Genomic DNA, 24,281 nt, shown 5'->3' on the forward strand with positions numbered 1-24,281 from the left:
CGGGGTTCGTCAGCAGTCTGACGGGGCCGAGGCCCCGTTTTTGGTCAAGCGCGGTTTAGCGTGCGCCGAGCAGCGCAGGCTTTTCCCGTTGCTTGCGGTTGCCGCCGCCGTTTGGCTTGCGATTGCCGTTGCCCTGCTTGCGGGCGGCGGCGGGCTTGCTCTCTTCTGGAACGTCGATGCGGTTGCCAAGGGCCTGACGACGACGCTCGATGGCTACCGGATCTTCCGGCTCATGGATGCCGGGCATCGCGCGGTTCTGGCCGGCCGCTGCACGCTGACGCTGCTGGTGCGGACGTTGTTCTGCGCGCTGGCGTTCGTTGCGGCGTTGGCCACGTTGCTGGCCGTTGCCGTTGCCGCCATTACCGCCGTTGCTGCTTTTCTGGGCGGATTGGCCGTTGCCGGCACGTTTGCCCTGCTGGCCCTGGCCGCGGTTGTTGCGTTGCTGGCCGCCGCGACCATTCTGCTCGCGCGGACGCTCCGGACGGTCGCTGTTCAGCTCGGCCTGGGCCGGCGGCTCAAACCCCTCCAGCGTGCCTTCTTCAATGCGCTGCTTGGTCATGCGCTCGATCGCGCGCAGCAGCTTGTCCTCATCCGGGCTGACCAGCGAGACCGCTTCGCCGCTGCGTCCGGCACGGCCGGTGCGGCCGATACGGTGCACGTAGTCTTCCGACACGTTGGGCAGCTCGAAGTTGATCACGTGCGGCAGCTGGTCGATATCCAGGCCGCGGGCGGCGATATCGGTCGCCACCAGAATGCGCAGGGTGTTGGCCTTGAAGTCGGCCAGGGCCTTGGTGCGGGCGCTCTGGCTCTTGTTGCCATGAATCGCCGCCGCCGGCAGGCCGTTCTTGACCAGGTACTCGGCCAGGCGGTTGGCTCCGTGTTTGGTGCGAGTGAAGATCAGCACCTGCTCCCAGGCGCCCTGGGTAATCAGGTGGGCGACCAGCGCGCGCTTGTGGCCGGCGGCAACGCGGTAGACCTTCTGATTGATGCGCTCGACGGTGGTGTTCGGCGGCGTGACTTCGATGCGTGCCGGGTTGTCGAGCAGCTTGTTGGCCAGGTCGGTGATGTCTTTCGAGAAGGTCGCGGAGAACAGCAGGTTCTGACGCTTGGCCGGCAGCTTGGCGATGACTTTCTTGACGTCATGGACAAAGCCCATGTCGAGCATGCGGTCCGCTTCATCAAGCACCAGTACTTCTACCTGTGACAGATCGACAGCCTTCTGGCCGACCAGGTCGAGCAGGCGGCCGGGGCAGGCGACCAGGATATCCAGGCCGGGGGCGATGGCTTTCATCTGCGGGTTGGCGCCAACGCCGCCGAAGATGCAGGCGGATTTCAGTGGCAGTTCGGTGGCGTAGGCGCGGATGCTGTCGTGCACCTGGGCGGCCAGTTCGCGGGTCGGGGTCAATACCAGAACGCGCACCTGCTTGGGCTTGGCGCGTTGGCCGTCGGACTCGCCGTTGGGGAACAGGCGTTCGATCACGGGGAGGGCAAAGCCGGCGGTTTTGCCGGTGCCGGTCTGGGCGGCGACCATCAGGTCGCGGCCTTCGAGAACAGCCGGAACCGCTTGTTGCTGCACCGGCGTGGGTGTGGTGTAACCAGTGGCGGCCACCGCGCGAACTAGCGCGTCGGACAGCCCCAGAGAGGCAAAGGACATGAGCAATCCTGTTGGGCCGAGGCCCGTTGATGTAATCAAGAGAATATCGTCAGGCACAAATCGCCACGCTGTGGACTAGGGGCGATTCCGTTCGGGCCTGCCGAAAGAGGTAGACGGCATCCGAACGCGGGATTGACGGGAATCGGGAGTATAACAGAGCTGTACGGGGAGTCTGCAAGCGCAGGCAGCGGTCTGTCTGGTTTTAGGTGGCTGCGTTACAGGCCGTACGCCCGCAGGATCTGCTGGTAGCCGGCTGTCTGCTTGTAAGTCTTCAGTGCTTCGCCAAAGCGCAAGGCCAGATCGGCCAGGTCGGGGCGGCGTGCAAAGGCCAGGTACAGCGGCCCGCTGCTCAAGGGCTGCGGGTGGTAGGCAATGCCTTCGAGCCCGAGCAGGGACAAGGTGTAGAGGCCCACCTGGCGATTGATCACTGTCATGTCGACCCGGCCACGCTGCAGCATCAATAGACATGACTCGATCGAGGGACAGGGTTCGCGGGTCAGGTGTTCGGCCTGATTGAATGCCGGGTTGCCGTAGCTGTAGCCGGCAGACACGCCGATGCGCAGGCCGCGCAAGTCGTCGAGGGTGCTGTAGGGGAAGGGATCGCTGGTGCGGTAAAACAGCACCGACTCGCTGTTCGACAGTGGCTCGGTGGGAAAATGATATTGGTTCTGGCGTTCGGCGTTGACGGTAATGTCGAGGATCGCATCGGCCTGGCCGGCGAGGACGTCATGCTGGGCGCGCTTCCAGGGCATGACGCGCCAGTCGGGCTGATAGCCAAGGTCCTGCAAGATGTGCTGGCTGACTTCATAGTCGACACCGCGCAGCTGGCCGTCTTGCAGAAAGACATAAGGCGGCCAGGGCTCGGTAACAACGGTGATGGGTTCGGCTCGCGGCGCACCGCAAAACAGCAGGGCGAGTGCGAACAGCAGCGCGACTGTCGGTTTCATGGGGGCAGTATAGGGCCTTTGCGTGGCTTCACAAACGCTGGGCCTGCCCCGGGTCTGGCTGCAGCCTGTGCGTGCCGGGTGTCGCTGCCGTCAGCACACCCGGGCAAGCGGCGCGACAGCTTAGCCGCGCAGGTTGCGCAGCACTGCTACGGTGGGTTCGGCCTGGTTCAGGGTATAGAAGTGCAGACCCGGTGCGCCGCCCTCGACTAGGCGCTCGCACAGCTGGCTGATCACCTCGGTACCGAACGCTTTGATGCTGTCGCTATCGTCACCATAGGACTCCAGCTGCTTGCGAATCCAGCGCGGAATCTCGGCGCCGCAGGCGTCGGAGAAGCGCGCCAGCTTGCTGTAGTTGGTGATCGGCATGATGCCGGGGATGATCGGGATGTCCACGCCCGCCTTGCGCACACGGTCGACAAAGTGGAAGTAGCAATCGGCATTGAAGAAGTACTGGGTGATAGCGCTGTCGGCACCGGCCTTGGCCTTGCGGATAAAGTTCTTCAGGTCGGCCTCGAAACTCGGCGCTTGCGGATGGGATTCCGGGTAGGCGGCGACCTCCAGCTTGAAGTGATCGCCGGTCTCGGCGCGGATGAACTCCACCAGCTCATTGGCGTAGCGCAGCTCGCCACTGGCGTGCCCCATACCGGAGGGCAAGTCACCACGCAGGGCAACAATGCGCTGGATGCCGCAGTCGCGGTAGTCGTTCAGCAGGGTGCGCAGATCCTCGCGCGAGTCACCCACACAGGACAGGTGCGGCGCTGCCGGTACACCGACTTCGTTGTTCAGCTGCAGCACGGTACGGCGGGTGCCGTCACGGGTTGAGCCACCGGCACCGTAGGTGACGGAAAAGAACTCGGGCTGCTCGCCGGCCAGCACGTTGGCTACCGCGATCAGCTTGGCTTGGCCAGCCTCGGTTTTCGGCGGGAAGAACTCGAAGTTGACGGGGACGGTTTTGTTGATCGTCATTGTTTCTGTGCTCTTGTGGGTTGGTCAGCTGCAAGCGTCAAGCCGCAAGCTTCAAGTAAACCCAAAACCTTGCCCCCTCAGAGGCGCGGTCTCAGGCTCTTTTGCTTGCAGCTTGCAGCTTGCAGCTTGCAGCTTGCAGCTTGCAGGGGGCGGCCGTCCGCCTTGCAGCGATCAGTACCGATAGCTGTCCGGCTTGAACGGGCCTTCGACTTCAACGCCGATGTAGTCGGCCTGGGTCTTGGTCAGCTGGGTGACAACGCCACCGAAGCCCTTGACCATTTCCAGTGCGACTTCTTCGTCCAGCTTCTTCGGCAGCACTTCCACGGTCAGTGCGGCGGCTTTGCCTTCGGCAGACTGATCAGCGAACTTGCGCTCGAACAGGTGGATCTGCGCCAGCACCTGGTTGGCGAAGGAGCCATCCATGATGCGCGACGGGTGGCCGGTGGCGTTACCCAGGTTGACCAGACGGCCTTCGGCCAGCAGGATCAGGTAATCGTCGTTGGTGGCGTCAACGGTCTTGCCGGTGCGGTGAATCTTGTGCACCTGCGGCTTGACCTCTTCCCAGCCCCAGTTGGCGCGCATGAAGGCGGTGTCGATCTCGTTGTCGAAGTGACCGATGTTGCAGACCACAGCGCGCTTCTTCAGCGACTTGAGCATGCCGGCGTCACAGACGTTGGCGTTGCCGGTGGTGGTGACGATCAGGTCGATCTTGCCGAGCAGGGCGGTGTCGATACAGGCGTCGGTGCCGTCATTCAGGCCGTTCAGGTAGGGCGACACCAGCTCGAAGCCGTCCATGCAGGCCTGCATGGCGCAGATCGGGTCGATTTCGGAGACTTTGACGATCATGCCTTCCTGACGCAGCGACTGCGCCGAGCCTTTGCCCACGTCGCCGTAGCCGATGACCAGCGCCTGCTTGCCGGACAGCAGGTGGTCGGTGCCGCGCTTGATGGCGTCGTTCAGACTGTGGCGGCAGCCGTACTTGTTGTCGTTCTTGCTCTTGGTGACCGAGTCATTGACGTTGATCGCCGGGACTTTCAGGGTGCCGGCTTTCAGCATGTCGAGCAGGCGGTGTACGCCGGTGGTGGTTTCTTCGGTGATGCCGTGGATCTTGTCCAGCATCGCCGGGTATTTCTTGTGCAGGATTTCGGTCAGGTCACCACCGTCGTCCAGCACCATGTTGGCATCCCACGGCTGACCGTCCTTGAGGATGGTCTGCTCGATGCACCATTCGTACTCTTCTTCGGTCTCACCCTTCCAGGCGAATACCGGGATGCCGGCGGCAGCGATCGCAGCAGCGGCCTGATCCTGGGTGGAGAAGATGTTGCAGGAAGACCAGCGTACTTCGGCGCCCAGCGCAGTCAGGGTTTCGATCAGCACGGCGGTCTGGATGGTCATGTGGATGCAGCCCAGAATCTTGGCACCCTTGAGCGGCTGCTCGCCGGCGTACTTGCGGCGCAGACCCATCAGCGCGGGCATTTCCGACTCGGCGATGATGACTTCGCGGCGGCCCCAGTCGGCCAGGCTGATGTCGGCGACCTTGTAGTCGGTGAAGGCGTTATTGATCACGGCACTCATCTGATTTCTCCATTCGTGGTTGCGAATGGGCGCGGTTAAATGTCGCATGCCCCGGACGAGCCTGGCAGTGGCCGGAGCCCCTGCTGCAGCGCCCCTCGTCCGGGGCAGAAGTTACCCGGCCAGTATTCTCCTCAGGGGAGACGCCTTGGCCGGAATCGGTTCAGAGGCGATACTGTCGCCCCTCCTGTATGTCGTCTGGATGAAACATGACCTCTGTTCCACACCGAAAACTCGTTGTCGCCCTGTTGCTGGGTGCGGCATTGGCCGGCTGCAGCAACGAGCCTGACCCCAACTCGCATGAAGGCAAGCGTCAGGCGCTGTTCAAGCAGATGCTGCGCCAGACCGAGCCGATGAGCGGCATGCTGACCGGCCGCGTTACGCCCAGCATGGGCGAGTTCATGAACAAGGCCGATACCCTGGCCGAGCTCGCCGATCAGCCCTGGCAGCACTTCCCGACGCCGGGCGATGACCCGGAGCCGAATCGCACCAAGGACACCGTCTGGTCCGATCCCGAAGGCTTTGCCCTGGCCATCGATGACTTCAAGACCAAGGTCGCCGACCTGCATGCCGTTACCGCTGTCGGCATCAAATCCCTGGACCAGGCAGCCGATGAGCTGCGGGCGGTGCAGGAGTCCTGCAAGAGCTGTCATGACAGCTATCGCCGCTGAGCGGCGATAGCTGCAGCTGCAGCTGCAAGCCTCAAGCCTCAAGCCTCAAGCCTCAAGTAAAACCCGCGCGGTTGCGAATCGTGTGGGTTTTCTTTTGGCTCAGATAGCAACTGGACGTCAGCAGAAACACCTGGGGTCATCGCTCAACCGAACCTGCTTGTAGCTTGTAGCTTGTAGCTTGTAGCTTGCCGCTACGCCCTTAGGCGTCCGCGCGCAGCGCGTCGGCCTTGTCTGTTTTCTCCCACGGGAAGGCGGTGAAGGTGTCGCCCTTGACCGTCATCTCGAACGGGTTGCGGCCGAAGTGGCCGTACGCGGCGGTGGCGCGGTACATCGGGTGCAGCAGGTCGAGCATGCGGGTGATTGCGTACGGGCGCAGGTCGAAGTGCTGACGGACCAGCTGGATGATTTTCTCGTCGCTGATCTTGCCGGTGCCGAAGGTGTTGATCGACACCGAGGTCGGCTGCGCCACGCCGATGGCGTAGGACACCTGAATCTCGCACTTGTCGGCCAGGCCGGCAGCCACGATGTTCTTGGCGACGTAGCGGCCGGCATAGGCGGCGCTGCGGTCAACCTTGGAGGGGTCTTTGCCGGAGAATGCGCCGCCACCGTGGCGCGCCATGCCGCCGTAGGTGTCGACGATGATCTTGCGGCCAGTCAGACCGCAGTCGCCGACCGGGCCACCGATGACGAACTTGCCGGTCGGGTTGATGTGGTACTGGGTGTCGGCGTGCAGCAGCTCGGCCGGGATCACCTGCTTGACGATCTCCTCCATCACCGCTTCGCGCAGATCCGCCTGGCTGATGTCCGGGTTGTGCTGAGTCGACAGCACGATGGCGTCGATACCGGTGACAATGCCGTTTTCGTAGCGGCAGGTGACCTGCGACTTGGCGTCCGGGCGCAGCCAGGCGAGGGTACCGTTCTTGCGCGCTTCGGCCTGACGCTCGACCAGACGGTGCGCGAAGGTGATCGGCGCCGGCATCAGTACGTCGGTTTCGTTGCTGGCGTAGCCGAACATCAGACCCTGGTCGCCGGCGCCCTGATCTTCCGGCTTCTGGCGGTCAACGCCCTGGGCGATGTCCGGCGACTGCTTGCCGATGATGTTGATCACGCCGCAGGTGTCGGCGTCGTAGCCGACCTCGGAAGAGGTGTAGCCAATATCCTTGATGACGCTGCGTACCAGATCTTCCAGATCGACCCAGGCGCTGGTGGTGATTTCACCGCCGACGATGGCCACACCGGTCTTGACCATGGTTTCGCAGGCCACGCGGGCGAACTTGTCTTCGGCCAGAATGGCGTCCAGCACCGCGTCGGAAATCTGGTCGGCCAGTTTGTCCGGATGGCCTTCGGACACGGATTCAGAGGTGAAAATCGAATAATCGCTCATGGGTCTTTCCTGTCCTCGGGAGAAAGGGAATCGGGTTTGGCCAGCTGCAGCAGTTGCAGCTGAAAGCCGTTACGCAGGCCGATGTACTGGCTGTTGCCCGGACGCAGTCCGGCCGCCTCGGCCCAGCGGGCAATATCTTCCTGGTCAAAGCCTAGCCAGAGATCGCCGCAGCTGTCGCGTACCCAGCTCTGGTCATGGCTGCACAGCTCGGTCAGCACCAGGCTGCCACCGGGTTTGAGCAGTGCGGCAAAACGTTTGAGCGCTTCGGCGGGCGCCGGCATGTGGTGCAGCACCATGTTGCAGACCACGCAGTCGGCAGCAGGCAGTTGCTGGGGCTGCAGGGCATCGGCCAGCAGGCAGTCGACGTTGGTCAGGCCTGCTTCTTTGCATTGCTGGCGCGCGCGCTCGAGCATGGCGTCGGCATTGTCGAGCGCAATGACACGCTGGAAACGGCTGGCCAGGCTCGGTAGAAAGCCGCCTTCGCCCGGGCCGATTTCGATGGCCAGCTGCGTGGCGGGCAGCGGCAGGGCGTCGATCAGGCTCAGCAGTGGCTCGCGGTAGATGCCGAAGTGGGCAATCAGGTCCTGCTGCGCCGGGGTGCCATCGGCAAAGCGGGCAAAGAACTGGCGTGACAGCTCGGCGCGCTGGGCATGTACTGCGGCGATGGCCTGCTGCAGTTGGGCGTCATCGGGCTGGTTGTCGAGCTCGCTCAGCAGTTGGCTGTGCAGGCGATGCCATGGCTGCTCGCTGACCGGCAGGCTGCGGCGATAGAAGATCGAGTTGCCTTCGCGCCGGGTGCTGACCAGGCCCGCGTTAGCCAGCACCTTGAGGTGGTGGCTCATGCCGGATTGGCGCATGTCGAAGATCTGCGCCAACTCCAGTACGCCAAAGGAATCGCTGCGCAGCACGCGCAGGATGTCCAGCCGCAGCGCATCGCCCGCTGCCTTGCAAAAGGCGGCGAGGTCCTCGGTCTGACTGGGTTTGGCGGCGGGAATGCGCGCAATCTGGTTCATGCGGCGCAGTGTAGTAGCGAACGGCCGGTGTCGCAACGGCTATATCAAAATACTTTGATATAGGTGTGTCCGTTCGTCTGGCGAGGAGGGGATAAGCGCAGCTGAAACGGGGTTTTCGTTGCCGGGGACGGCGGATTGCGCGAAAATGCCCGCCTCTTTTTCCCGGCCAGTCGCTTTGCCGACTGAAAGCCCACGCCTTGCAAGCCACAGGAGTTGTTCATGCCCAGTCGTCGTGACCGTGCCAATGCCATTCGTGCCCTCAGCATGGATGCCGTGCAGAAAGCCAACAGCGGCCACCCCGGTGCGCCCATGGGTATGGCGGATATCGCCGAAGTCCTGTGGCGTGACTATCTGAAGCACAACCCGGCCAACCCGAATTTTGCCGACCGCGACCGCTTCGTGCTGTCCAACGGTCACGGCTCGATGCTGATCTACTCGCTGCTGCACCTGACCGGCTACGACGTCAGCATTGACGACATCAAGAACTTCCGTCAGCTGCACAGCAAAACGCCAGGCCACCCGGAATACGGTTACACCCCGGGCGTTGAAACCACCACCGGCCCGCTGGGGCAGGGGCTTGCCAATGCCGTGGGCATGGCCATTGCCGAGAAGGTGCTGGCCGCGCAGTTCAACCGCGAAGGTCATGAGGTGGTTGACCACAACACTTATGTTTTCCTCGGCGACGGCTGCATGATGGAAGGCATTTCCCATGAAGTGTCTTCACTGGCAGGCACTCTGGGCCTGGGCAAGCTGGTTGCCTTCTATGACGACAACGGCATCTCCATCGACGGCGAAGTCGAAGGCTGGTTCACCGATGACACGCCCAAGCGTTTCGAGTCCTACGGCTGGCAGGTTATCCGCAATGTCGACGGCCACGACGCCGACGAGATCAAGACCGCGATCGACACCGCCCGCAAGAACACCGAGCAGCCGACCCTGATCTGCTGCAAGACCATCATCGGTTTCGGTTCGCCGAACAAGCAGGGCAAGGAAGAGTGCCACGGTGCCGCACTGGGCGAGGCGGAAATCGCCGCTACCCGTGAAGCGCTGAACTGGCCGCACGCTGCGTTCGAGATTCCGGCAGACATCAAGGCCGAGTGGGATGCTCATGAAGCCGGCGCCAAGGCTGAAGCCGCCTGGAATGACAAGTTTGCCGCCTATCAGGCCGCCTTCCCCGAGCTGGCTGCCGAGCTGCAGCGCCGTCTGGCAGGTGACCTGCCGGCCGACTTCAGCGAAAAGGCCGATGCCTACATCGCCGAGGTGGTCGCCAAGGAAGAAACCATCGCCAGCCGCAAGGCCAGCCAGAACACCCTGAACGCCTTCGGCCCGCTGCTGCCGGAAATGCTCGGCGGCTCGGCTGATCTGGCCGGTTCCAACCTGACCCTGTGGAAGGGCTGCAAGGGTGTCGAGGCTGCGGATGCCTCCGGCAACTACCTGTTCTACGGCGTGCGCGAATTCGGCATGACCGCGATCATGAACGGTATGGCCCTGCACGGCGGCTTCGTGCCCTACGGCGCGACCTTCCTGATCTTTATGGAGTACGCCCGTAACGCGGTGCGCATGTCGGCTCTGATGAAGCAGCGCGTGATCCACGTCTACACCCACGACTCCATCGGTCTGGGCGAAGACGGCCCGACCCACCAGCCGATCGAGCAACTGGCCAGCCTGCGTGGCACGCCGAATCTCGATACCTGGCGCCCGGCTGACGCCGTTGAGTCGGCGATTGCCTGGAAGTACGCGCTGGAGCGTGCCGATGGCCCGAGCGCCTTGGTGTTCTCGCGTCAGAACCTGCCGCACCAGAGCCGTGATGCCGAGCAACTGGCCAACGTTGCCCGTGGTGGTTACGTGCTGAAGGATTGTGACGGCGAGCCCGAGCTGATCCTGATCGCCACCGGTTCCGAAGTCGGTCTGGCGGTTAACGCCTGGACTGCACTGAACGAGCAGGGCCACAAGGTACGCGTGGTGTCCATGCCGTCGACCAGCGTGTTCGACCAGCAGGATGCCGCCTACAAACAGTCGGTCCTGCCGCTGGAAGTCGGTGCACGCATCGCCATCGAAGCCTCCCACGCCGACTTCTGGTACAAGTACGTCGGCCTCGACGGCCGCATCATCGGCATGCAGAGCTTCGGCGAGTCCGCCCCGGCTGCGGCGCTGTTTGAGGAGTTCGGTTTCACCCTCGACAACGTGCTCGCCGCCGCGCAAGAGTTGTTGGAAGACTAAACCAGCGGCAAGCCTCAAGCCTCAAGCTGCAAGCGGCGCTCGGCCTGCTTGCAGCTTGTAGCCTGCAGCTTGCAGCCAGGCGGAGCCTGCTGTTATGTCCCACCCGCGTCCCTATAGAATCGCCCTGAACGGCTACGGCCGGATCGGTCGCTGCGTGCTGCGCGCGCTGCACGAGCGAGGTGATCTGGACGTCCAGGTGGTGGCGTTGAATGATCTGGCCGACCGCGAGAGCATCGAGTACCTGACCCGTTTTGATTCGACTCACGGTCGCTTTCCCGGGCAGGTACAGCTGCAGGGCGAGCAGTTGCTGATCAACGGCCAGCCCATTGAGGTGCTGCGCTCGGCTGAGCCTGAGGGCGTTGACTGGCGCGCGCTGGATATCGATCTGCTGCTGGAGTGCTCCGGCCAATACACCACCCGCGAACAGGGTCTGCGCTTTGTGCATGCCGGCGTGCCGCGGGTGTTGTTCTCCCAGCCGATGGTCAGCGAAGAGGCGGTGGATGCCACGCTGGTGTATGGCGTTAATCACGCCAGCCTGCCGACTGATGCGCGACTGGTGTCCAACGCGTCCTGCACCACCAACTGCAGTGTGCCGCTGCTCAAGCTGCTGAACGAGGCGGTGGGGCTGGAGTACGTCTCTATTACTACCATTCACTCGGCGATGAACGACCAGCCGGTGATCGATGCCTACCACCACGCTGACCTGCGCCGCACGCGCTCGGCGTTCCAGTCGATGATTCCGGTCTCGACCGGCCTGGCGCGCGGTATCGAGCGCCTGCTGCCGGAGCTGGGCGGGCGTATTCAGGCCAAGGCTATCCGCGTACCGACGGTGAATGTGTCGGCGCTGGATATCACCCTGCAGGTGGCGCGTGACACCTGCGCCGAGGAAATCAATCAACTGCTGCGTGCAGCAGCCGACGGGCAGTACGCCGGGCTGCTGGATTACACCGAGCTGCCGCATGCCAGCTGTGACTTCAACCACGACCCGCACTCGGCGATTGTCGATGGCAGTCAGACCCGCGTCTCCGGGCCGCGGCTGGTGAACCTGCTGGTCTGGTTTGATAACGAGTGGGGTTTCGCCAACCGCATGCTGGATGTGGCGCGCTATTGGCTGGAGCAGCCGTCGCACTGAATACAGGTGGCGTGGCCGCAGGCTGCGGCGGCGCCGAAAAGATTGACACACTTACCAAGCAAGGAGCGGGCTATGACCGTATTGACCATGAGCGAGCTGGACCTCAAGGGCCAGCGAGTACTGATTCGTGAAGACCTCAACGTGCCGGTCAAGAACGGCAAGGTGACCAGCGATGCGCGTATCGTTGCTTCCCTGCCCACCATCAAGCTGGCACTGGAGAAGGGCGCCGCCGTGATGGTCTGCTCGCACCTGGGCCGTCCGGAAGAGGGCGTGTTCAGCGAAGAGAACAGCCTGGCACCGGTCGCCGCTTACCTGAGCGAAGCGCTGGGCCGTGACGTGCCGCTGGTGCGCGACTATCTCGGCGGCGTCGAGGTCCAGCCGGGCGAGCTGGTGCTGCTGGAAAACGTGCGTTTCAACAAGGGCGAAAAGAAGAACGCCGACGAGCTGGCCCAGCAGTACGCGGCGCTGTGCGACGTGTTCGTGATGGACGCCTTCGGCACCGCCCACCGCGCCCAGGGCTCGACCCACGGCGTGGCCAAGTTCGCCACGCTCGCCTGCGCCGGCCCGCTGCTGGCCGCCGAGCTGGACGCGCTGGCCAAGGCACTGGACAAGCCTGCTCGCCCGATGCTGGCCATCGTTGCCGGCTCCAAGGTCTCGACCAAGCTGGATGTGCTGAACGCGCTGTCCGAGAAGTGTGACCAGCTGATCGTTGGCGGGGGTATCGCCAACACCTTCCTGGCGGCGGCCGGTTACCCGGTTGGCAAGTCGCTTTACGAGGCTGATCTGGTCGACACCGCCAAAGCGATTGCCGCCAAGGTCAGTGTGCCGCTGCCGGTTGACGTGGTGGTTGCCAAGGAGTTTGCCGAAACAGCTACTGCCACCATCAAGGCGGTAGCCGACGTAGCGGAAGACGACATGATTCTCGACATCGGCCCGCAGACTGCGACGCAGTTTGGTGAGATGCTCAAAGCCTCCGGCACCATCCTCTGGAACGGCCCGGTTGGTGTGTTTGAGTTTGACCAGTTTGGTGAAGGCACCAAGGCGCTGGCGCACGCCATCGCTGCCGGTGAAGGCTTCTCGATTGCCGGTGGTGGCGACACCCTGGCTGCGATCGACAAGTACGGCGTCGCCGAGCAGATTTCCTACATTTCCACCGGTGGTGGCGCCTTCCTCGAGTTTGTCGAGGGCAAAGTGCTGCCGGCTGTCGAGATTCTGGAGCAGCGTGCGCGCTAAGCGCAGCTGCAAGCCTCAAGCTTCAAGCGGCAAGGGGTGACCAGCCTCAGCTCAGGCGGGTAGACTGTCGGGATCGCCCGGACAGCTTGCCGCTTGGGGCTTGTCGCTTGCCGCAACGACTTTTTTAACGGAGAGATTGATTATGGCTCTTATCAGCCTGCGCCAGATGCTCGACCACGCCGCCGAATACGGTTACGGCGTACCCGCTTTCAACGTCAACAACCTGGAGCAGATGCGCGCCATCATGGAAGCGGCCGACAAGACCGATTCCCCGGTGATCGTGCAGGCCTCTGCCGGTGCCCGCAAGTACGCTGGCGCGCCTTTCCTGCGTCATCTGATTCTGGCGGCTATCGAAGAGTTTCCGCACATTCCGGTGTGCATGCACCAGGATCACGGCACCAGCCCGGCGGTGTGCCAGCGCTCCATCCAGCTGGGGTTCTCCTCGGTGATGATGGACGGCTCCCTGGGTACAGACGGCAAGACCCCGACCAGCTACGAATACAACGTCGACGTTACCCGTCGCACCGTTGAAATGGCCCACGCTTGTGGTGTGTCCGTCGAGGGTGAGCTGGGCTGCCTGGGTAGTCTGGAAACCGGCATGGCCGGTGAAGAAGACGGCATTGGCGCCGAAGGTGTACTGGATCACAGCCAGCTGCTGACCGACCCGGAAGAAGCTGCCGACTTCGTCAAGCAGACCGGTGTGGATGCCCTGGCGATTGCCATCGGCACCAGCCATGGCGCCTACAAGTTCACCAAGCCGCCGACAGGCGACACCCTGTCGATCCAGCGCATCAAGGAAATTCACGCGCGCATCCCGGATACCCATCTGGTCATGCACGGTTCTTCCTCTGTGCCGCAGGAGTGGCTGGCGATCATCAACGAGTTTGGTGGCGAGATTCCGGAGACCTACGGTGTGCCGGTTGAAGAAATCGTCGAGGGCATCAAGTACGGCGTGCGCAAGGTCAATATCGACACCGACCTGCGTCTGGCTTCGACCGGTGCGGTACGTCGCTTCCTGGCGCAGAACCCCAGCGAGTTTGATCCGCGCAAGTATCTGGCCAAGACCGTCGATGCCATGCGCGATGTTTGTATCGCCCGTTACGAAGCCTTTGGCACTGCCGGCAATGCGTCCAAGATCAAGCCGATCTCGCTGGACGACATGTTCGAGCGCTACGCCCGTGGCGAGCTGGACCCCAAGGTCAACTAAGCAGGTCAGAGGGCGGCGACAGCCGCCCTTTTTGCGACAGGATCAATGCGATGAGTAATCAGGACGAACAGGACGACGAGTCCTTCGCCGAGAGCCGACTGATTGAGGCGATTGAAAACCAGCTGGCCGCGGGTGAGCCGCCGGCGGCCCAGGCGACACTGAACAAGCTGACGCTGGTTGGTTATGCGCGTGAGGACAGCCTCGACCTTATGGCTCAGGTGTTGGCCTACAGCATCAACCGCATGCTGGAAGAGGATGTTCCCTTTGATACCCCCGCCTACGAGCAGGCATTACGCAATCTGCCGACCCTGCCCGATGGTTCTGACGCGAGCTGAGTGCTCGCACCGCGTAACAGGATAACGACAATGAAAGTGATGACCGTGCTGCGGATCGTCTTCCTTTATCTGCTGGCTGTGCTGGTGGCGACCCTGCTGGGCAGCCTGGTACAGACCCAATTCAATCTGGCCGCACTGCAGGCCCTGGATGTGCCGGTCGATGCGTCGACCCGGCTGCACAGCAGCCTGCACGACCTACGCTTTTTCAGCCCCTTTCTGGCCCTGATGGTGGCTGCCTGCCTGTTGCTGGCGCTGCCGCTGGCCGAAGCACTGGGGCGTATCTTCAAGCCCTGGCGTTGGTTGCTGTATTTTCTCGCCGGTTTTGTCGGCATCTGGGCCGCCTGTGCGCTGGCCAATTACCTGCTGCCGATGCCAACCTTTATCGCTGCCACCCGCGAGACGCCCGGTCTGCTGTCATTGATGGCGGCCGTCGGCCTGGGCAGCGCACTGTTTGGCCGCTTGACCAAACCCAAGGCGCGGCGCGGTCTGCGTGTGCTCGGTTGATTGTGCAAGGAGAAGGGCAATGAACAAGTTTGCTTTGCTGGGTACCTCGCTGGTGCTCTGTGCCGGTGCTGCCACGGCAGCCGATTATCAGGTTGAAACCCTGGCTGACGGCCTGTCCAATCCCTGGTCGCTGGCCTTTCTGCCGGACGGCGGCATGCTGGTCACCGAGCGCAGTGGCCAGCTGCGACTGATTGATGCCGCAGGTCAGTTGCGCGCCGAGCCGGTTGCGGGCGTGCCGGAGGCCTTCGTCAACGGTCAGAGCGGTTTGATGGAGGTCGCGCTGGCGCCGGATTTTGCCGAGTCCGGCGAGCTGTTCCTCAGCTACAGCTGCGGCACCCGCGAGGCCAACCACACCTGCCTGGCGGCGGCGATCTTTAACGGCGAGGCGCTGGAAAACGCGCATGAAATCTTTCGCGTACAGCCGGCCAAGAAGGGCAGCGCCCACTATGGCGGACGCATTGCCTTTTTGCCGGACAACACCCTGCTCCTGACCCTGGGCGACGGCTTTGACTACCGCGAACAGGCGCAGAACACCGCTAACCACCTGGGCAGCATCGTGCGCCTCAATCGCGACGGTTCGGCGCCAGAGGACAACCCCTTCGTTGGTCAGGCAGGTGCCATGCCCGAGCTGTACAGCATCGGCCATCGCAACGTGCAAGGCATTCTGGTCGACGACGCCGGACGCGTGTTCAGTCACGAGCACGGCCCACGCGGCGGAGACGAGATCAACCTGATCGAGGCCGGCAAGAACTACGGCTGGCCGAAGATCACCTACGGCATTGACTACAACGGCTCGCAGATCTCGCCCTATACCGAGCTGCCCGGTCTGGAGCAACCGCTGGTCTACTGGGATCCGTCCATCGCGCCGTCCGGCATGACCCTGTATCAGGGCGAGCTGTTCCCCGAGTGGCAGGGTAGCCTGCTGGTGTCGGCGCTGGCCGGCAAGGAAGTGCGTCGCGTTGAGCTGAATGGCGATACGGCCGGCGAGCAAGAGTCGCTGTTTACCGAGCTGGGTCAACGTTTCCGTGATGTGCGCACTGGCCCCGATGGCGCCGTCTATCTGTTGACCGACAGCCCCAGCGGGCAACTGCTGCGGGTGGTGCCGGCCAACTGATCAGCCGCCCGTCACGCGCTGGCGATAGCTGCGTGGCGGGCAACCCAGCCAGCGCCGGAAGGTGCGACTGAAATTGCTGGTGTCCTGATAGCCAAGCCGTTCGGCGATCACTTCCATACTCAACTCGGTATGTTCCAGCAGCCAGCAGGCCTGCTCGCTGCGTACCTGATCCAGAATCTGCTGATAGCGCACGCCCTCGCTGGCGAGGTGACGAATCAGCGTGCGTGCGGTGAGATGCTCCTGTGCTGCCATTTGCGCCAGCGTCGGGTAGTGGTATTCACACTGCAGCAGCCGCTGCTTGATGCGCTGACTCAGATCGCCACCGCTATGCTGATGTTGCAGCTGATGCTCGCAGTCACGCAGCGCCTGCCGGTGCAGCTCGGCGTCAGCACCGAGGCAGGGTTGCTCCAGCAGGCCGCCTGGCAGGTGCAGGCGCAGTGCGTCGCTGTCAAACACCCAGTTGGCGGCGTAGTCGCGGACGGCTTCTGCCCAGTCAGGTTTGGCGCCCGGCCATTCCAGCGTCAACTCCGGCCCCAGCGGTTGTCCGCTGACCGTTTCCAGCAGGCGCAGCATGCCGGTGGTGAAATGGCCGAGCAGGTAATCGCGTACCGCCGGCGGCACCAGGTGTTCGTCCAGGCGCAGCACGGGCGGGTTGCGCTGTTCGACGACAAAGGTTGCCAGGTGCTGGCGCAGGGGCGCGTAGTGTTGTGCCAGCTCAATGGCCTCGCCAATGGTGGCAGCGGTGACGGCGGCGTAGCCGCCAGGGCCGTGGGTGGACACGTCGGTGTGCATGCCGGCAGCAAAGCCGAGACCGGGGTGGCCGGTGCGCAGGATCACGGCCTGCAGCAGATGGCAGAGCGTCTCCAGGTTGAGAAACCGGTTGCCCTGCAGTTGCTGTTCCCAGTTCTGCCCCAGCACGTCGAGCGCCGGGTTGTCCTGGTAGCCCTGACGGCGCAGTTCGGCCAGCACCAGGCGGGCGTAGATCGGGTGAACGGCTGGGCTGAGCCAGTAGTGTTCGGACGGCATGGTAGCTCTTGTTGAGTGCTTGTGGTGTCACAATATGACGGTTATTTGCCGCTTGCAACGGGTGGCGCTGTCGTGACTGCAGCGCATGATGGGCCACAGCAGGCGCGCCAGCTCAAGCGCACTGCTCAAACACAATAATAAGAGGACGCCCCCATGCAACACCTTGCTGCAGATAACGGCCTGGCCGGCTACGTAGACCGCAAGCGCAGACTCTGGCTGTTTTCCCTGATGGTGCCCGGACTGGCCTTGGTCGGGCCGCTGCTGTACATGCTGGTGTCGCCCAATGTGCTCTGGCTGTGGCTCTCGACGATTTTCGGCTACGTGGTGATTCCGATGCTGGACGGGGTGCTGGGTGAAGACCTGAGCAACCCGCCGGAGGAGGCCGTGCCGGCGCTGGAAGCTGACCCCTATTACCGCTATGTCACCTATGCGCTGGTGCCCATTCTGTGGGTCAGCTTTATCGTCAATATCGCCTTTCTGGGGCTGCATGAACTGCCTTGGTACGGCACGCTGGCGGTCATACTGGCAACCGGCGGTAGTCTGGGCTTTGGGTTGAACCTGGGGCACGAGATGGGCCACAAGAAGACCGGGCTGGAGCGCTGGCTGGCCAAGATTACGCTGGCGCTGGGCTGTTATGGCCACTTTTTTGTGGAGCACAACCGCGGCCATCACCGGGATGTAGCCACCCCGGAAGATCCGGCCTCCGCGCGTATGGGTGAAAGCATCTATCGTTTTGTGTTTCGCGAGATGCCCGGTGCCTTTTTCCGTGCCTGGGATCTGGAGGCGCAACGCCTTGAGCGCTGTGGCAAGTCGGTCTGGAGTCTCGACAACGAAGTGCTGCAGCCGGCGCTGATCAGTGCGGTGCTGTATGCGCTGCTGATTGCCTGGCTGGGTATCGAGATACTGCCGGTGATGCTGCTGATTGCCTTCTGGGGGGCCTTCCAGCTGACCCAGGCCAACTACATCGAGCATTACGGCCTGCTGCGTCGCAAGGAACCGAGCGGGCGCTACGAGCGCTGTCAGCCGCATCATTCGTGGAACAGCAATCACCTGTTCTCCAACTGGGCGCTGTTTCACCTGCAGCGGCATTCCGATCATCACGCTCACCCGACTCGGCGCTATCAGTCGTTACGTGATTTTCCGGATTTGCCTCGGCTGCCCAATGGTTACTTTGGCATGTACCTGCTGGCCTACTTTCCGCCGCTGTGGCAGCGGGTCATGGATCCGCGCCTGCTGGAAGCGGTGGGGCATGACCCGCAGCGCATCAACTTTTTGCCGGCCAAGCGTGAGCAACTGATGCGGCGTTATGGGCTGAGTGAGGCGCCGCTGGACGGTGCGGGAGCGGCAGCATGACGCGCTACCAATGCCCGGAATGTGGCTATGAATATGACGAGGCAGCGGGTGATCCGCATCAGGGGTATCCGGCGGGTACGGCCTGGGACAGCCTGCCCGAGACCTTTACTTGTCCGGACTGCGCTGTGCGCTACAAGGAAGACTTTCGCGCCCTTGAGGAGTGAGGCCGTGGCCGCTTATAGCGGCCACACCCACAGCAGCATGGGGATGCTGATGGTGACCACCAGCAGCTCCATGGGTAGCCCCAGGCGCCAGTAGTCGCCAAAGCGGAAGCCGCCCGGGCCAAGAATCAGGGTGTTGTTCTGGTGCCCGATGGGGGTCAGGAAGGCGCAGGAGGCGCCAATGGCCACGGCCATCAGGAAGCTGTCGGGATTCACGCCGAGCTGGCTGGCGACGCTCAGGGCAATCGGACACATGACGGCTGCGGTCGCGGCGTTGTTCATGAAGTCTGACAGGGTCATGGTCACCACCAGCATCAGGGTCAGGGCTATGATCGGGCTGCCCTGGGCGACATGTTCCAGCAGAGTGCGGGCCAGCACATCGGCAGCGCCCGTATCGCCCATGGCAGCGGCCAGCGGCATCAGCGCGCCGAGCAGCACGATGATCGGCCAGTCGATGGCTTCATACAGGCGCCGCAACGGAATCACCCGGGTCAGCATGTAGCCCAGTACGCCGGCGGTGAAGGCGACGGCCGCCGGCAGAATGCCGAATGCGGCCAGGCCCACCGAGCCGAGCATGATCAGTACCGCTGTCAGCGCCAGACGGCGGTCCGGGATGAGGATGCTGCGCGGGGCCAGTGGGGCGCAGCCGTATTCGCTGGCAAAGCCGGCGATGGCCTCCGGATCGCCTTGCAGTAACAGAACGTCACCGGCCTCGACCTCGGTCCAGCGCAGGCGGCGGATAGAACGATGCCCCTGGCGCGAGATGGCCAGCAGGTTGATGCCGAAGCGGGTACGCAGGGCAATGTCCGAAGCACTGCGGCCGAGGATGTCGGCGCCGGGCTGGACGACCATTTCCTGCAACACGATCTCGTCGCTGTGGCGTACCGGTGGCGTCTGTTCTTCTGCGCCTTTCTCGCTGTTCGGCGTCGTCTCGCCGGCAGGCTCGTCGCTGTCTTCGTTTTCCTTTTCTTTGTCTTTCTCGGCGTTGCCGGGCGGCACGGCCTCTTCCAGCTTCAAGCCCAGGCGTGTCAGCGACGCGCCCAATGCCTCCGGGTCGGATTCGATGACCAGAATATCGCCGGCGCGCAGGATGCGGCTGGACAGCGGTGCGATCACGCGAAAGTCGTTGCGCACCATGCCGACAATCTGCGCATCGCCGTCATCCAGCAGCTGCTCCACCTCGCGCAGGGGCTTGCCATCGATCTTGCTGTCGGCATCAATGTGTACCTCGGTGAGGTAGGTGCCGGTGTCAAAACTACCTGCCTCGGGTTGCGGGCGGTGGGGCACCAGCCAGCGGCTCGCCAGCACGGCCAGCAGCACGCCGCCCAGCGCGACCGCCAGGCCCACCGGCGTGAAGTCGAACATGCTGTAGGCGCCGAGTTCGGTCTGTGCGCGAAAGCCCGATACGATCAGGTTGGGCGGCGTGCCGATCAGCGTGGTCATGCCACCCAGAATGGTGCCGAAGGCCAGTGGCATAAGCACGCGCCCGGGGGGCACGCCCTGGCGGTTGGCCAGCTGCATGGCAATCGGCATCAGCAGCGCCATGGCGCCGACGTTGTTCATGAAGGCGGACAGAGCGGCGCCGAGCAGGGTCAGAAAGCCCAACCCCAGCAGCACCCCGCCGCGTTGCGGCAGTGCGCGCTGAGCCAGTGCCTCGACGGCGCCGGTGGTCTGCAGGCCTTTGCTGAGGATCAGCACGGCGGCGACGGTGATGACGGCAGGATGACCAAAGCCGACGAAGGCGTCGGCGGCGGGGGTAAGGCCGGTCACGACGCAGGCCAGCAGCGCGGCCAGGGCAACAATATCGTGCCGCCAGCGGCCCCAGAGGAAGAGGGCAATGGTGCAGGCGAGGATGAGCAGAATAAGCTGCTGGCTGGCGTCCATGATGTACTGCTCCGGTTGGCCCTGCGAGCCTGTGGCGCTCAGCCGGGGCTGGTCGCGCTAAGGGCCGGTTGAGGCCTGGGTTAAATCAGGCGCACCTTGAAGCGCCTTCCCTTGATCTTGCCATCACTCAAGCGTTGCAGTGCCTGCTTGGCCTGCTCGCGGCGGATGGCTACCAGCGCCTGAAAGTCGCTGATGCTGATCTTGCCGATGGCATCGCCTGGCAGGCCGGCATCGCCGGTCAGGGCGCCCAGCAGGTCGCCGGGGCGCAGCTTGTCCTTGCGTCCACCGGCGACGGCCAAGGTGCGCATCGGCGCGATCAGCGGTCGCTCGGGCCGTTCCGGCAACTGCTCTATCTCGCCCCACTGCAGCGGACCCTGATGATTCTCTTCGATTGGCCGCAAGCGTTTGAGTTCCCGCGGGGCAACCAGGCTGAGGGCCAGGCCAGGCTGACCGGCGCGGCCGCTGCGACCGATGCGATGGGTGTGCGCGGCAGGATCCGCGGCGAGTTCGACATTGATGACCGCCGCAACACCGGCGATATCGATGCCGCGCGCGGCCACGTCGGTGGCGGTCAGCACGCTACAGCTCTGGTTGGCAAACAGGGCCAGTACCTGGTCGCGCTCGCGCTGCTCCATATCACCATGCAGGGCCAGGGCACTGATGCCTTCGGCGCCGAGGTAGTCGGCCAACTCCTGGCATTGCTGACGGGTGTGGCAGAAGGCGATGCAGGGCTGAGGACGGTTGGCGGCCAGCAGGCGCAGCACCGACGCGAAGCGCTGCTCGGCCTCGATCTCGTAGAAGCGCTGCTCGATCGGACTGTCGGCGCTTGCGCGTTCTACCTTGACCTGCGCCGGGTCGCGCAGCAGGTCGCCGGTCAACTGGGCCAGACTCGGAGGGTAGGTAGCGGAGAACAGCAGCGTCTGGCGCCGGGCTGGCGTATGGCCGACGATCTCGCGGATGGCATCGACAAAGCCCATGTCGAGCATGCGGTCCGCTTCATCCAGCACCAGGCAGTTCAGGCTGTCGAGCTGCAGGGTGCCGCGATTGAGGTGGTCTTGTACCCGGCCGGGGGTGCCGACAATGACGTGGGCGCCCTGTTCCAGCGAGGCCGCCTGCGGGCCGAAGGGGACCCCGCCGCTGAGGGTAACGATTTTGATGTTGCCCATACCGCGTGCCAGCTTGCGCAGTTCCTCGGTGATCTGGCCTGCCAGCTCACGTGTCGGGCTCAGCACCAGCGACTGGCAGCCAAAAAAGCGCGGGTTGAGTGGTGCCAGCAGGCCCAGACCAAAGGCAGCGGTCTTGCCACTGCCGGTCGGTGCCTGGGCGATGAGGTCGCGGCCCGCCAGAATCAGCGGCAACGCGCTGGCTTGAATCTCGGTGGTGTGTTCATAGCCGAGCTGCGCAAGTGACTGCAGCAGTGGAGCGGGCAAAGAGAGAGAGCTGAAGGGGACTTGAGTCACGGGTGCCGGAGCCTGATCTGCGCAAAGAGGGTGTGCAGTGTATCAGAGCGCCCGCACGGCGGCTGGCGTCAGCGACGGATGCGCGTTTTGCGAAAACCTCCGTGGCTGACAAACGAGCCGGTATCGCCGGTTATCCAGAAGCGCGTGGCGCGATAAAACGCCTGGGGCATGCTGGTGTGGTAGCTGCGGGTTTTACGATATGCCCAGAGCCATCCTCGTTTGCGCTCTTCCATAGTTACTGCCTTGTCCTGAGGTCTGAAATTTATCGTCAAAAAAGCCGCTCTTTTGTGGGGGGCTTCTGTCTTTTGTCGTTTTTTTGACTGCTTATGGGCGTAGCATATCGCGAATTCGTGTTCTGTGAAACGTGTCCCAACTGACCGAGCATGTGTGAAAAGGTTCAGCGGGACAGTGTCACCTGATTGCGCCCGCCTTCCTTGGACTGGTACAGCGCCTTATCCGCGCGCTCCAGTAGCGTCAGGTAGCCAGCCATATCATCGGTCAGGGTGGCTACCCCCAGGCTGATGGTGAAGGTCAGCGGGCTACCCTGATAGTCCAGTTGCTGGCGCTCAATACTGCTGCGCAGGCGCTCGGCAAACTGCGCTGCCCCATCCAGGGTGGTGCCGGGCAGCAGCACCACGAACTCCTCACCGCCGTAGCGTCCGGCAAAATCGGTTTCACGAACCAGTTGCGAGGTGATGCGCGCTGTTTCGCGGATCACCTCGTCCCCGGTCTGGTGGCCATAGGTGTCGTTGACCCGTTTGAAATGGTCGATATCAAAGATCACCAGGCTGACCGGATTGTCGTAACGCTGATGGCGCGCAAATTCGCGTTCCAGGCAGGATTCCCAGTACCGGCGATTGAGCAGGCCGGTCAGGCCATCACGCAGGGCCAGTTCCTGGAGCTTAGTATTGGCTGATTCCAGTTGCCGTTTGTTTACAGCGACACCGGTCACATCATAAATAATCAAACAGACATGGTCCGTTTTGCCGGTGCTGCTGCGCAGGGGCAGGATGGTGACGTTCTGGTACATCTCGTCAGCCATGCCGGTGATTGGCTGGTAGCTTTTGAAGTGTACGAGATTGGGCCGTTGCTCCCAGATGGTGAACGCGCGGGTGCCCAGCATTACGGCCGTTTCGACCTTGTGGGTAAACCAGCCCTGGTCAATTTCGGGGAACAGCGCAAACAGCGACTGCCGGGCGGCCTTGTCGGCACCGACCCCGGAGTGGTTTTCCATAAAGCTGTTCCAGACCTCGACATTGTAGTCGCGGTCCATGACCACGACGCCGACATCAATGCTCTGCACGATGTCGAGCAACCAGTGGAGTTCGTTGATATCGATGTGTTCGGCCATCTGTAGGGTCCGGTTGTGCTCAGTCGATCAGGTAATCGAGCCGCTCCCGCAACTTGGGCACCGAGTCCTCGGTAAACAGCAGCAGAAGATCGAAGTGAATGTCGAGGTTTTCCAGTCCATAGCTGATTTCTACCGCCAGCGTACGCTTCCAGCGTCGTTGGTTGATACGAATCAGGTCCTCGATGGGGCAGTGCTGGCCCAGCACCAGTGGGTGACCCTGCGACAGGGTGATATTCAACTGCTCGGACAGGCCGTTCAGGCAGGCGCCGATGATGATGCTGGCCAGGTCAAGCTGCATCTCCAGCTGCGCGCTTTCATCTCGCTGGGTGTTGAGCAGTTTGGCGACATCGTCGATTTCCGAGTCGTGGAATATCAGCAGCGCCTCGCCGGCAATACCGCCGCCGATATAGCCCTGGCAGATGGCGGACAGGCGCTCGTCACGCTGGGCATCGGCCAGCGCCATGTGCAGTTCGCCTACCTCGAGGATATTGACGTTGGGGATTGGCAGCTTGATGAACACCCCAAGCACCCGGCCGAGCAAGTCCGCTGCGCGGCCCATGGCGACATTGGACACTTCGCGGAAGGCATCGCGGAAGGACACGTTGGGCAAGGGGCGGTAGATGTCGTCCTGTGCAGCAGGCGCTGGCGCCAGCGGCACGTCGACGCCCAGGGAGTTGAGGGCCTCGGCCAGCTGCATCGGATCGGCCGGCTTTTTCAGAAAGGCACGGGCGCCCAGTGCCTTGGCACGGCGTACCGCTTCCTCCTGGACGTCGCCGGAGACGACAATAACCTCGGCGCTGAGACCTTCCTCGCGCAGCTGGGTCAGCACGCCAAAGCCGTCCAGCTCTGGCATGGTCAGGTCGAGCAGGACGATCTGGCCATGGCCCTGACGGATCGCCTCCATGCCTTCGAGGCCGTTGGTCGCCTGGGTGATGCGAAATGGCCAGTTAGCCGGCAGGGCCCGGATCAGCTGCTTCCGAGCCATGTTGGAGTCGTCGCATACGAGCAGTGGGATAGCACTCACGGTGTAGTCCTGGTTGCTAATCGGTGCCGCTGGGCTTCAGTTATCGCGGTGGTGGCCGACAAGGGCACAT

General features: G+C 63.1%; 22 protein-coding genes and 1 riboswitch. Of the genes, 10 read left to right on the forward strand and 12 right to left on the reverse strand.

The window, feature by feature from the left end; all coding sequences use genetic code 11:
• Positions 1–55: 55 nt before the first annotated feature.
• From CNQ84_RS04665 to ahcY, 4 genes are all read right to left on the reverse strand, one after another.
• On the reverse strand, positions 56–1,654 hold the full coding sequence (locus CNQ84_RS04665; RefSeq protein WP_245841252.1) for a DEAD/DEAH box helicase: 1,599 nt from the start codon (positions 1,652–1,654) through the stop codon (positions 56–58).
• A gap of 215 nt (positions 1,655–1,869) precedes the next feature.
• Positions 1,870–2,601, reverse strand: coding sequence for a substrate-binding periplasmic protein (locus CNQ84_RS04670; RefSeq protein ID WP_096003761.1), 732 nt, complete (start codon positions 2,599–2,601; stop codon positions 1,870–1,872).
• 120 nt (positions 2,602–2,721) lie between these two features.
• Positions 2,722–3,567: a methylenetetrahydrofolate reductase [NAD(P)H] gene (gene metF, locus CNQ84_RS04675; RefSeq protein WP_096003762.1), complete on the reverse strand. Its 846-nt coding sequence runs from the start codon at positions 3,565–3,567 to the stop codon at positions 2,722–2,724.
• A gap of 171 nt (positions 3,568–3,738) precedes the next feature.
• Positions 3,739–5,142: an adenosylhomocysteinase gene (ahcY, locus tag CNQ84_RS04680; RefSeq protein ID WP_096003763.1), complete on the reverse strand. Its 1,404-nt coding sequence runs from the start codon at positions 5,140–5,142 to the stop codon at positions 3,739–3,741.
• Positions 5,143–5,162: 20 nt separating this feature from the next.
• Positions 5,163–5,245, reverse strand: a riboswitch (S-adenosyl-L-homocysteine riboswitch).
• A gap of 103 nt (positions 5,246–5,348) precedes the next feature.
• Here ahcY and CNQ84_RS04685 point away from each other — a divergent pair.
• A complete protein-coding gene (locus CNQ84_RS04685) occupies positions 5,349–5,810 on the forward strand; it encodes a c-type cytochrome (protein ID WP_096003764.1) in 462 nt (153 codons plus the stop codon).
• A 199-nt stretch (positions 5,811–6,009) separates the two neighbouring features.
• Here the strand turns inward: CNQ84_RS04685 and metK are convergent, their stop codons facing one another.
• Positions 6,010–7,194, reverse strand: coding sequence for a methionine adenosyltransferase (gene metK, locus CNQ84_RS04690; RefSeq protein WP_083725734.1), 1,185 nt, complete (start codon positions 7,192–7,194; stop codon positions 6,010–6,012).
• Positions 7,191–8,207, reverse strand: coding sequence for an ArsR/SmtB family transcription factor (locus CNQ84_RS04695; protein ID WP_096003765.1), 1,017 nt, complete (start codon positions 8,205–8,207; stop codon positions 7,191–7,193). The genes metK and CNQ84_RS04695 overlap by 4 nt, the downstream gene beginning before the upstream one ends.
• 219 nt (positions 8,208–8,426) lie before the next feature.
• On the opposite strand from CNQ84_RS04695, the gene tkt reads away from it, so the two are divergent.
• The 7 genes from tkt to CNQ84_RS04730 all read left to right on the forward strand — a co-directional run bounded on the left by tkt (position 8,427) and on the right by CNQ84_RS04730 (position 15,952).
• Complete coding sequence (gene tkt / locus CNQ84_RS04700; protein ID WP_096003766.1) at positions 8,427–10,427, forward strand: transketolase; 2,001 nt, start codon at positions 8,427–8,429, stop codon at positions 10,425–10,427.
• Positions 10,428–10,521: 94 nt separating this feature from the next.
• Positions 10,522–11,559, forward strand: coding sequence for an erythrose-4-phosphate dehydrogenase (gene epd / locus CNQ84_RS04705; RefSeq protein ID WP_096003767.1), 1,038 nt, complete (start codon positions 10,522–10,524; stop codon positions 11,557–11,559).
• 72 nt (positions 11,560–11,631) lie between these two features.
• Positions 11,632–12,792, forward strand: coding sequence for a phosphoglycerate kinase (locus CNQ84_RS04710; protein WP_096003768.1), 1,161 nt, complete (start codon positions 11,632–11,634; stop codon positions 12,790–12,792).
• A gap of 142 nt (positions 12,793–12,934) precedes the next feature.
• Positions 12,935–13,999, forward strand: coding sequence for a class II fructose-bisphosphate aldolase (gene fba / locus CNQ84_RS04715; RefSeq protein ID WP_096003769.1), 1,065 nt, complete (start codon positions 12,935–12,937; stop codon positions 13,997–13,999).
• Positions 14,000–14,049: 50 nt separating this feature from the next.
• Complete coding sequence (locus CNQ84_RS04720; RefSeq protein ID WP_096003770.1) at positions 14,050–14,334, forward strand: hypothetical protein; 285 nt, start codon at positions 14,050–14,052, stop codon at positions 14,332–14,334.
• A 30-nt stretch (positions 14,335–14,364) separates the two neighbouring features.
• Complete coding sequence (locus tag CNQ84_RS04725) at positions 14,365–14,838, forward strand: hypothetical protein (RefSeq protein ID WP_245841254.1); 474 nt, start codon at positions 14,365–14,367, stop codon at positions 14,836–14,838.
• Positions 14,839–14,857: 19 nt separating this feature from the next.
• Entirely contained in the window at positions 14,858–15,952 is a 1,095-nt protein-coding gene (locus CNQ84_RS04730; protein WP_096003771.1) for a PQQ-dependent sugar dehydrogenase, read from the forward strand.
• Here CNQ84_RS04730 and CNQ84_RS04735 read toward each other — a convergent pair whose 3' ends face one another.
• The gene (locus tag CNQ84_RS04735) at positions 15,953–16,978 is read right to left on the reverse strand and encodes a helix-turn-helix transcriptional regulator (RefSeq protein WP_096003772.1); all 1,026 of its coding nucleotides are present in this window, start codon (positions 16,976–16,978) and stop codon (positions 15,953–15,955) included. It lies immediately after the preceding gene.
• A 153-nt stretch (positions 16,979–17,131) separates the two neighbouring features.
• Here CNQ84_RS04735 and CNQ84_RS04740 point away from each other — a divergent pair, with 153 nt between their 5' ends.
• Both CNQ84_RS04740 and CNQ84_RS04745 read left to right on the forward strand, forming a co-directional pair.
• The gene (locus CNQ84_RS04740) at positions 17,132–18,331 is read left to right on the forward strand and encodes an alkane 1-monooxygenase (RefSeq protein WP_096003773.1); all 1,200 of its coding nucleotides are present in this window, start codon (positions 17,132–17,134) and stop codon (positions 18,329–18,331) included.
• Entirely contained in the window at positions 18,328–18,495 is a 168-nt protein-coding gene (locus CNQ84_RS04745) for a rubredoxin (protein WP_096003774.1), read from the forward strand. The genes CNQ84_RS04740 and CNQ84_RS04745 overlap by 4 nt, the downstream gene beginning before the upstream one ends.
• Before the next feature lie 12 nt (positions 18,496–18,507).
• Here CNQ84_RS04745 and CNQ84_RS04750 read toward each other — a convergent pair whose 3' ends face one another.
• The 5 genes from CNQ84_RS04750 to CNQ84_RS04765 form a co-directional block, all read right to left on the reverse strand.
• Positions 18,508–20,376: an SLC13 family permease gene (locus CNQ84_RS04750; RefSeq protein WP_096003775.1), complete on the reverse strand. Its 1,869-nt coding sequence runs from the start codon at positions 20,374–20,376 to the stop codon at positions 18,508–18,510.
• Between the two features lie 80 nt (positions 20,377–20,456).
• Entirely contained in the window at positions 20,457–21,836 is a 1,380-nt protein-coding gene (gene dbpA, locus CNQ84_RS04755; RefSeq protein ID WP_096003776.1) for an ATP-dependent RNA helicase DbpA, read from the reverse strand.
• Between the two features lie 68 nt (positions 21,837–21,904).
• Positions 21,905–22,069: a hypothetical protein gene (locus tag CNQ84_RS20475; RefSeq protein WP_165771227.1), complete on the reverse strand. Its 165-nt coding sequence runs from the start codon at positions 22,067–22,069 to the stop codon at positions 21,905–21,907.
• A 164-nt stretch (positions 22,070–22,233) separates the two neighbouring features.
• Entirely contained in the window at positions 22,234–23,187 is a 954-nt protein-coding gene (locus CNQ84_RS04760) for a sensor domain-containing diguanylate cyclase (protein WP_096003777.1), read from the reverse strand.
• 19 nt (positions 23,188–23,206) lie between these two features.
• Positions 23,207–24,211: a response regulator gene (locus CNQ84_RS04765; RefSeq protein WP_096003778.1), complete on the reverse strand. Its 1,005-nt coding sequence runs from the start codon at positions 24,209–24,211 to the stop codon at positions 23,207–23,209.
• Between the last annotated feature and the right edge of the window lie 70 nt (positions 24,212–24,281).

Origin of the sequence: Pseudomonas abyssi (genome assembly GCF_002307495.1) — a bacterium.
Classification (GTDB): domain Bacteria; phylum Pseudomonadota; class Gammaproteobacteria; order Pseudomonadales; family Pseudomonadaceae; genus Halopseudomonas; species Halopseudomonas abyssi.

What these genes read in the sequence shown, in the direction of transcription:
- CNQ84_RS04725 (WP_245841254.1), top strand. Translation starts at nt 14,365, where the DNA reads ATGAAAGTGATGACCGTGCTGCGGATCGTCTTCCTTTATCTGCTGGCT.
- CNQ84_RS04745 (WP_096003774.1), top strand. Translation starts at nt 18,328, where the DNA reads ATGACGCGCTACCAATGCCCGGAATGTGGCTATGAATATGACGAGGCA.
- metF (WP_096003762.1), bottom strand. Translation starts at nt 3,567, where the DNA reads ATGACGATCAACAAAACCGTCCCCGTCAACTTCGAGTTCTTCCCGCCG.
- tkt (WP_096003766.1), top strand. Translation starts at nt 8,427, where the DNA reads ATGCCCAGTCGTCGTGACCGTGCCAATGCCATTCGTGCCCTCAGCATG.
- ahcY (WP_096003763.1), bottom strand. Translation starts at nt 5,142, where the DNA reads ATGAGTGCCGTGATCAATAACGCCTTCACCGACTACAAGGTCGCCGAC.
- CNQ84_RS04735 (WP_096003772.1), bottom strand. Translation starts at nt 16,978, where the DNA reads ATGCCGTCCGAACACTACTGGCTCAGCCCAGCCGTTCACCCGATCTAC.
- metK (WP_083725734.1), bottom strand. Translation starts at nt 7,194, where the DNA reads ATGAGCGATTATTCGATTTTCACCTCTGAATCCGTGTCCGAAGGCCAT.
- CNQ84_RS04710 (WP_096003768.1), top strand. Translation starts at nt 11,632, where the DNA reads ATGACCGTATTGACCATGAGCGAGCTGGACCTCAAGGGCCAGCGAGTA.
- CNQ84_RS04670 (WP_096003761.1), bottom strand. Translation starts at nt 2,601, where the DNA reads ATGAAACCGACAGTCGCGCTGCTGTTCGCACTCGCCCTGCTGTTTTGC.
- CNQ84_RS04740 (WP_096003773.1), top strand. Translation starts at nt 17,132, where the DNA reads ATGCAACACCTTGCTGCAGATAACGGCCTGGCCGGCTACGTAGACCGC.
- CNQ84_RS04695 (WP_096003765.1), bottom strand. Translation starts at nt 8,207, where the DNA reads ATGAACCAGATTGCGCGCATTCCCGCCGCCAAACCCAGTCAGACCGAG.
- fba (WP_096003769.1), top strand. Translation starts at nt 12,935, where the DNA reads ATGGCTCTTATCAGCCTGCGCCAGATGCTCGACCACGCCGCCGAATAC.
- CNQ84_RS04665 (WP_245841252.1), bottom strand. Translation starts at nt 1,654, where the DNA reads ATGTCCTTTGCCTCTCTGGGGCTGTCCGACGCGCTAGTTCGCGCGGTG.
- CNQ84_RS20475 (WP_165771227.1), bottom strand. Translation starts at nt 22,069, where the DNA reads ATGGAAGAGCGCAAACGAGGATGGCTCTGGGCATATCGTAAAACCCGC.
- CNQ84_RS04720 (WP_096003770.1), top strand. Translation starts at nt 14,050, where the DNA reads ATGAGTAATCAGGACGAACAGGACGACGAGTCCTTCGCCGAGAGCCGA.
- CNQ84_RS04760 (WP_096003777.1), bottom strand. Translation starts at nt 23,187, where the DNA reads ATGGCCGAACACATCGATATCAACGAACTCCACTGGTTGCTCGACATC.
- CNQ84_RS04750 (WP_096003775.1), bottom strand. Translation starts at nt 20,376, where the DNA reads ATGGACGCCAGCCAGCAGCTTATTCTGCTCATCCTCGCCTGCACCATT.
- CNQ84_RS04730 (WP_096003771.1), top strand. Translation starts at nt 14,858, where the DNA reads ATGAACAAGTTTGCTTTGCTGGGTACCTCGCTGGTGCTCTGTGCCGGT.
- CNQ84_RS04685 (WP_096003764.1), top strand. Translation starts at nt 5,349, where the DNA reads ATGACCTCTGTTCCACACCGAAAACTCGTTGTCGCCCTGTTGCTGGGT.
- epd (WP_096003767.1), top strand. Translation starts at nt 10,522, where the DNA reads ATGTCCCACCCGCGTCCCTATAGAATCGCCCTGAACGGCTACGGCCGG.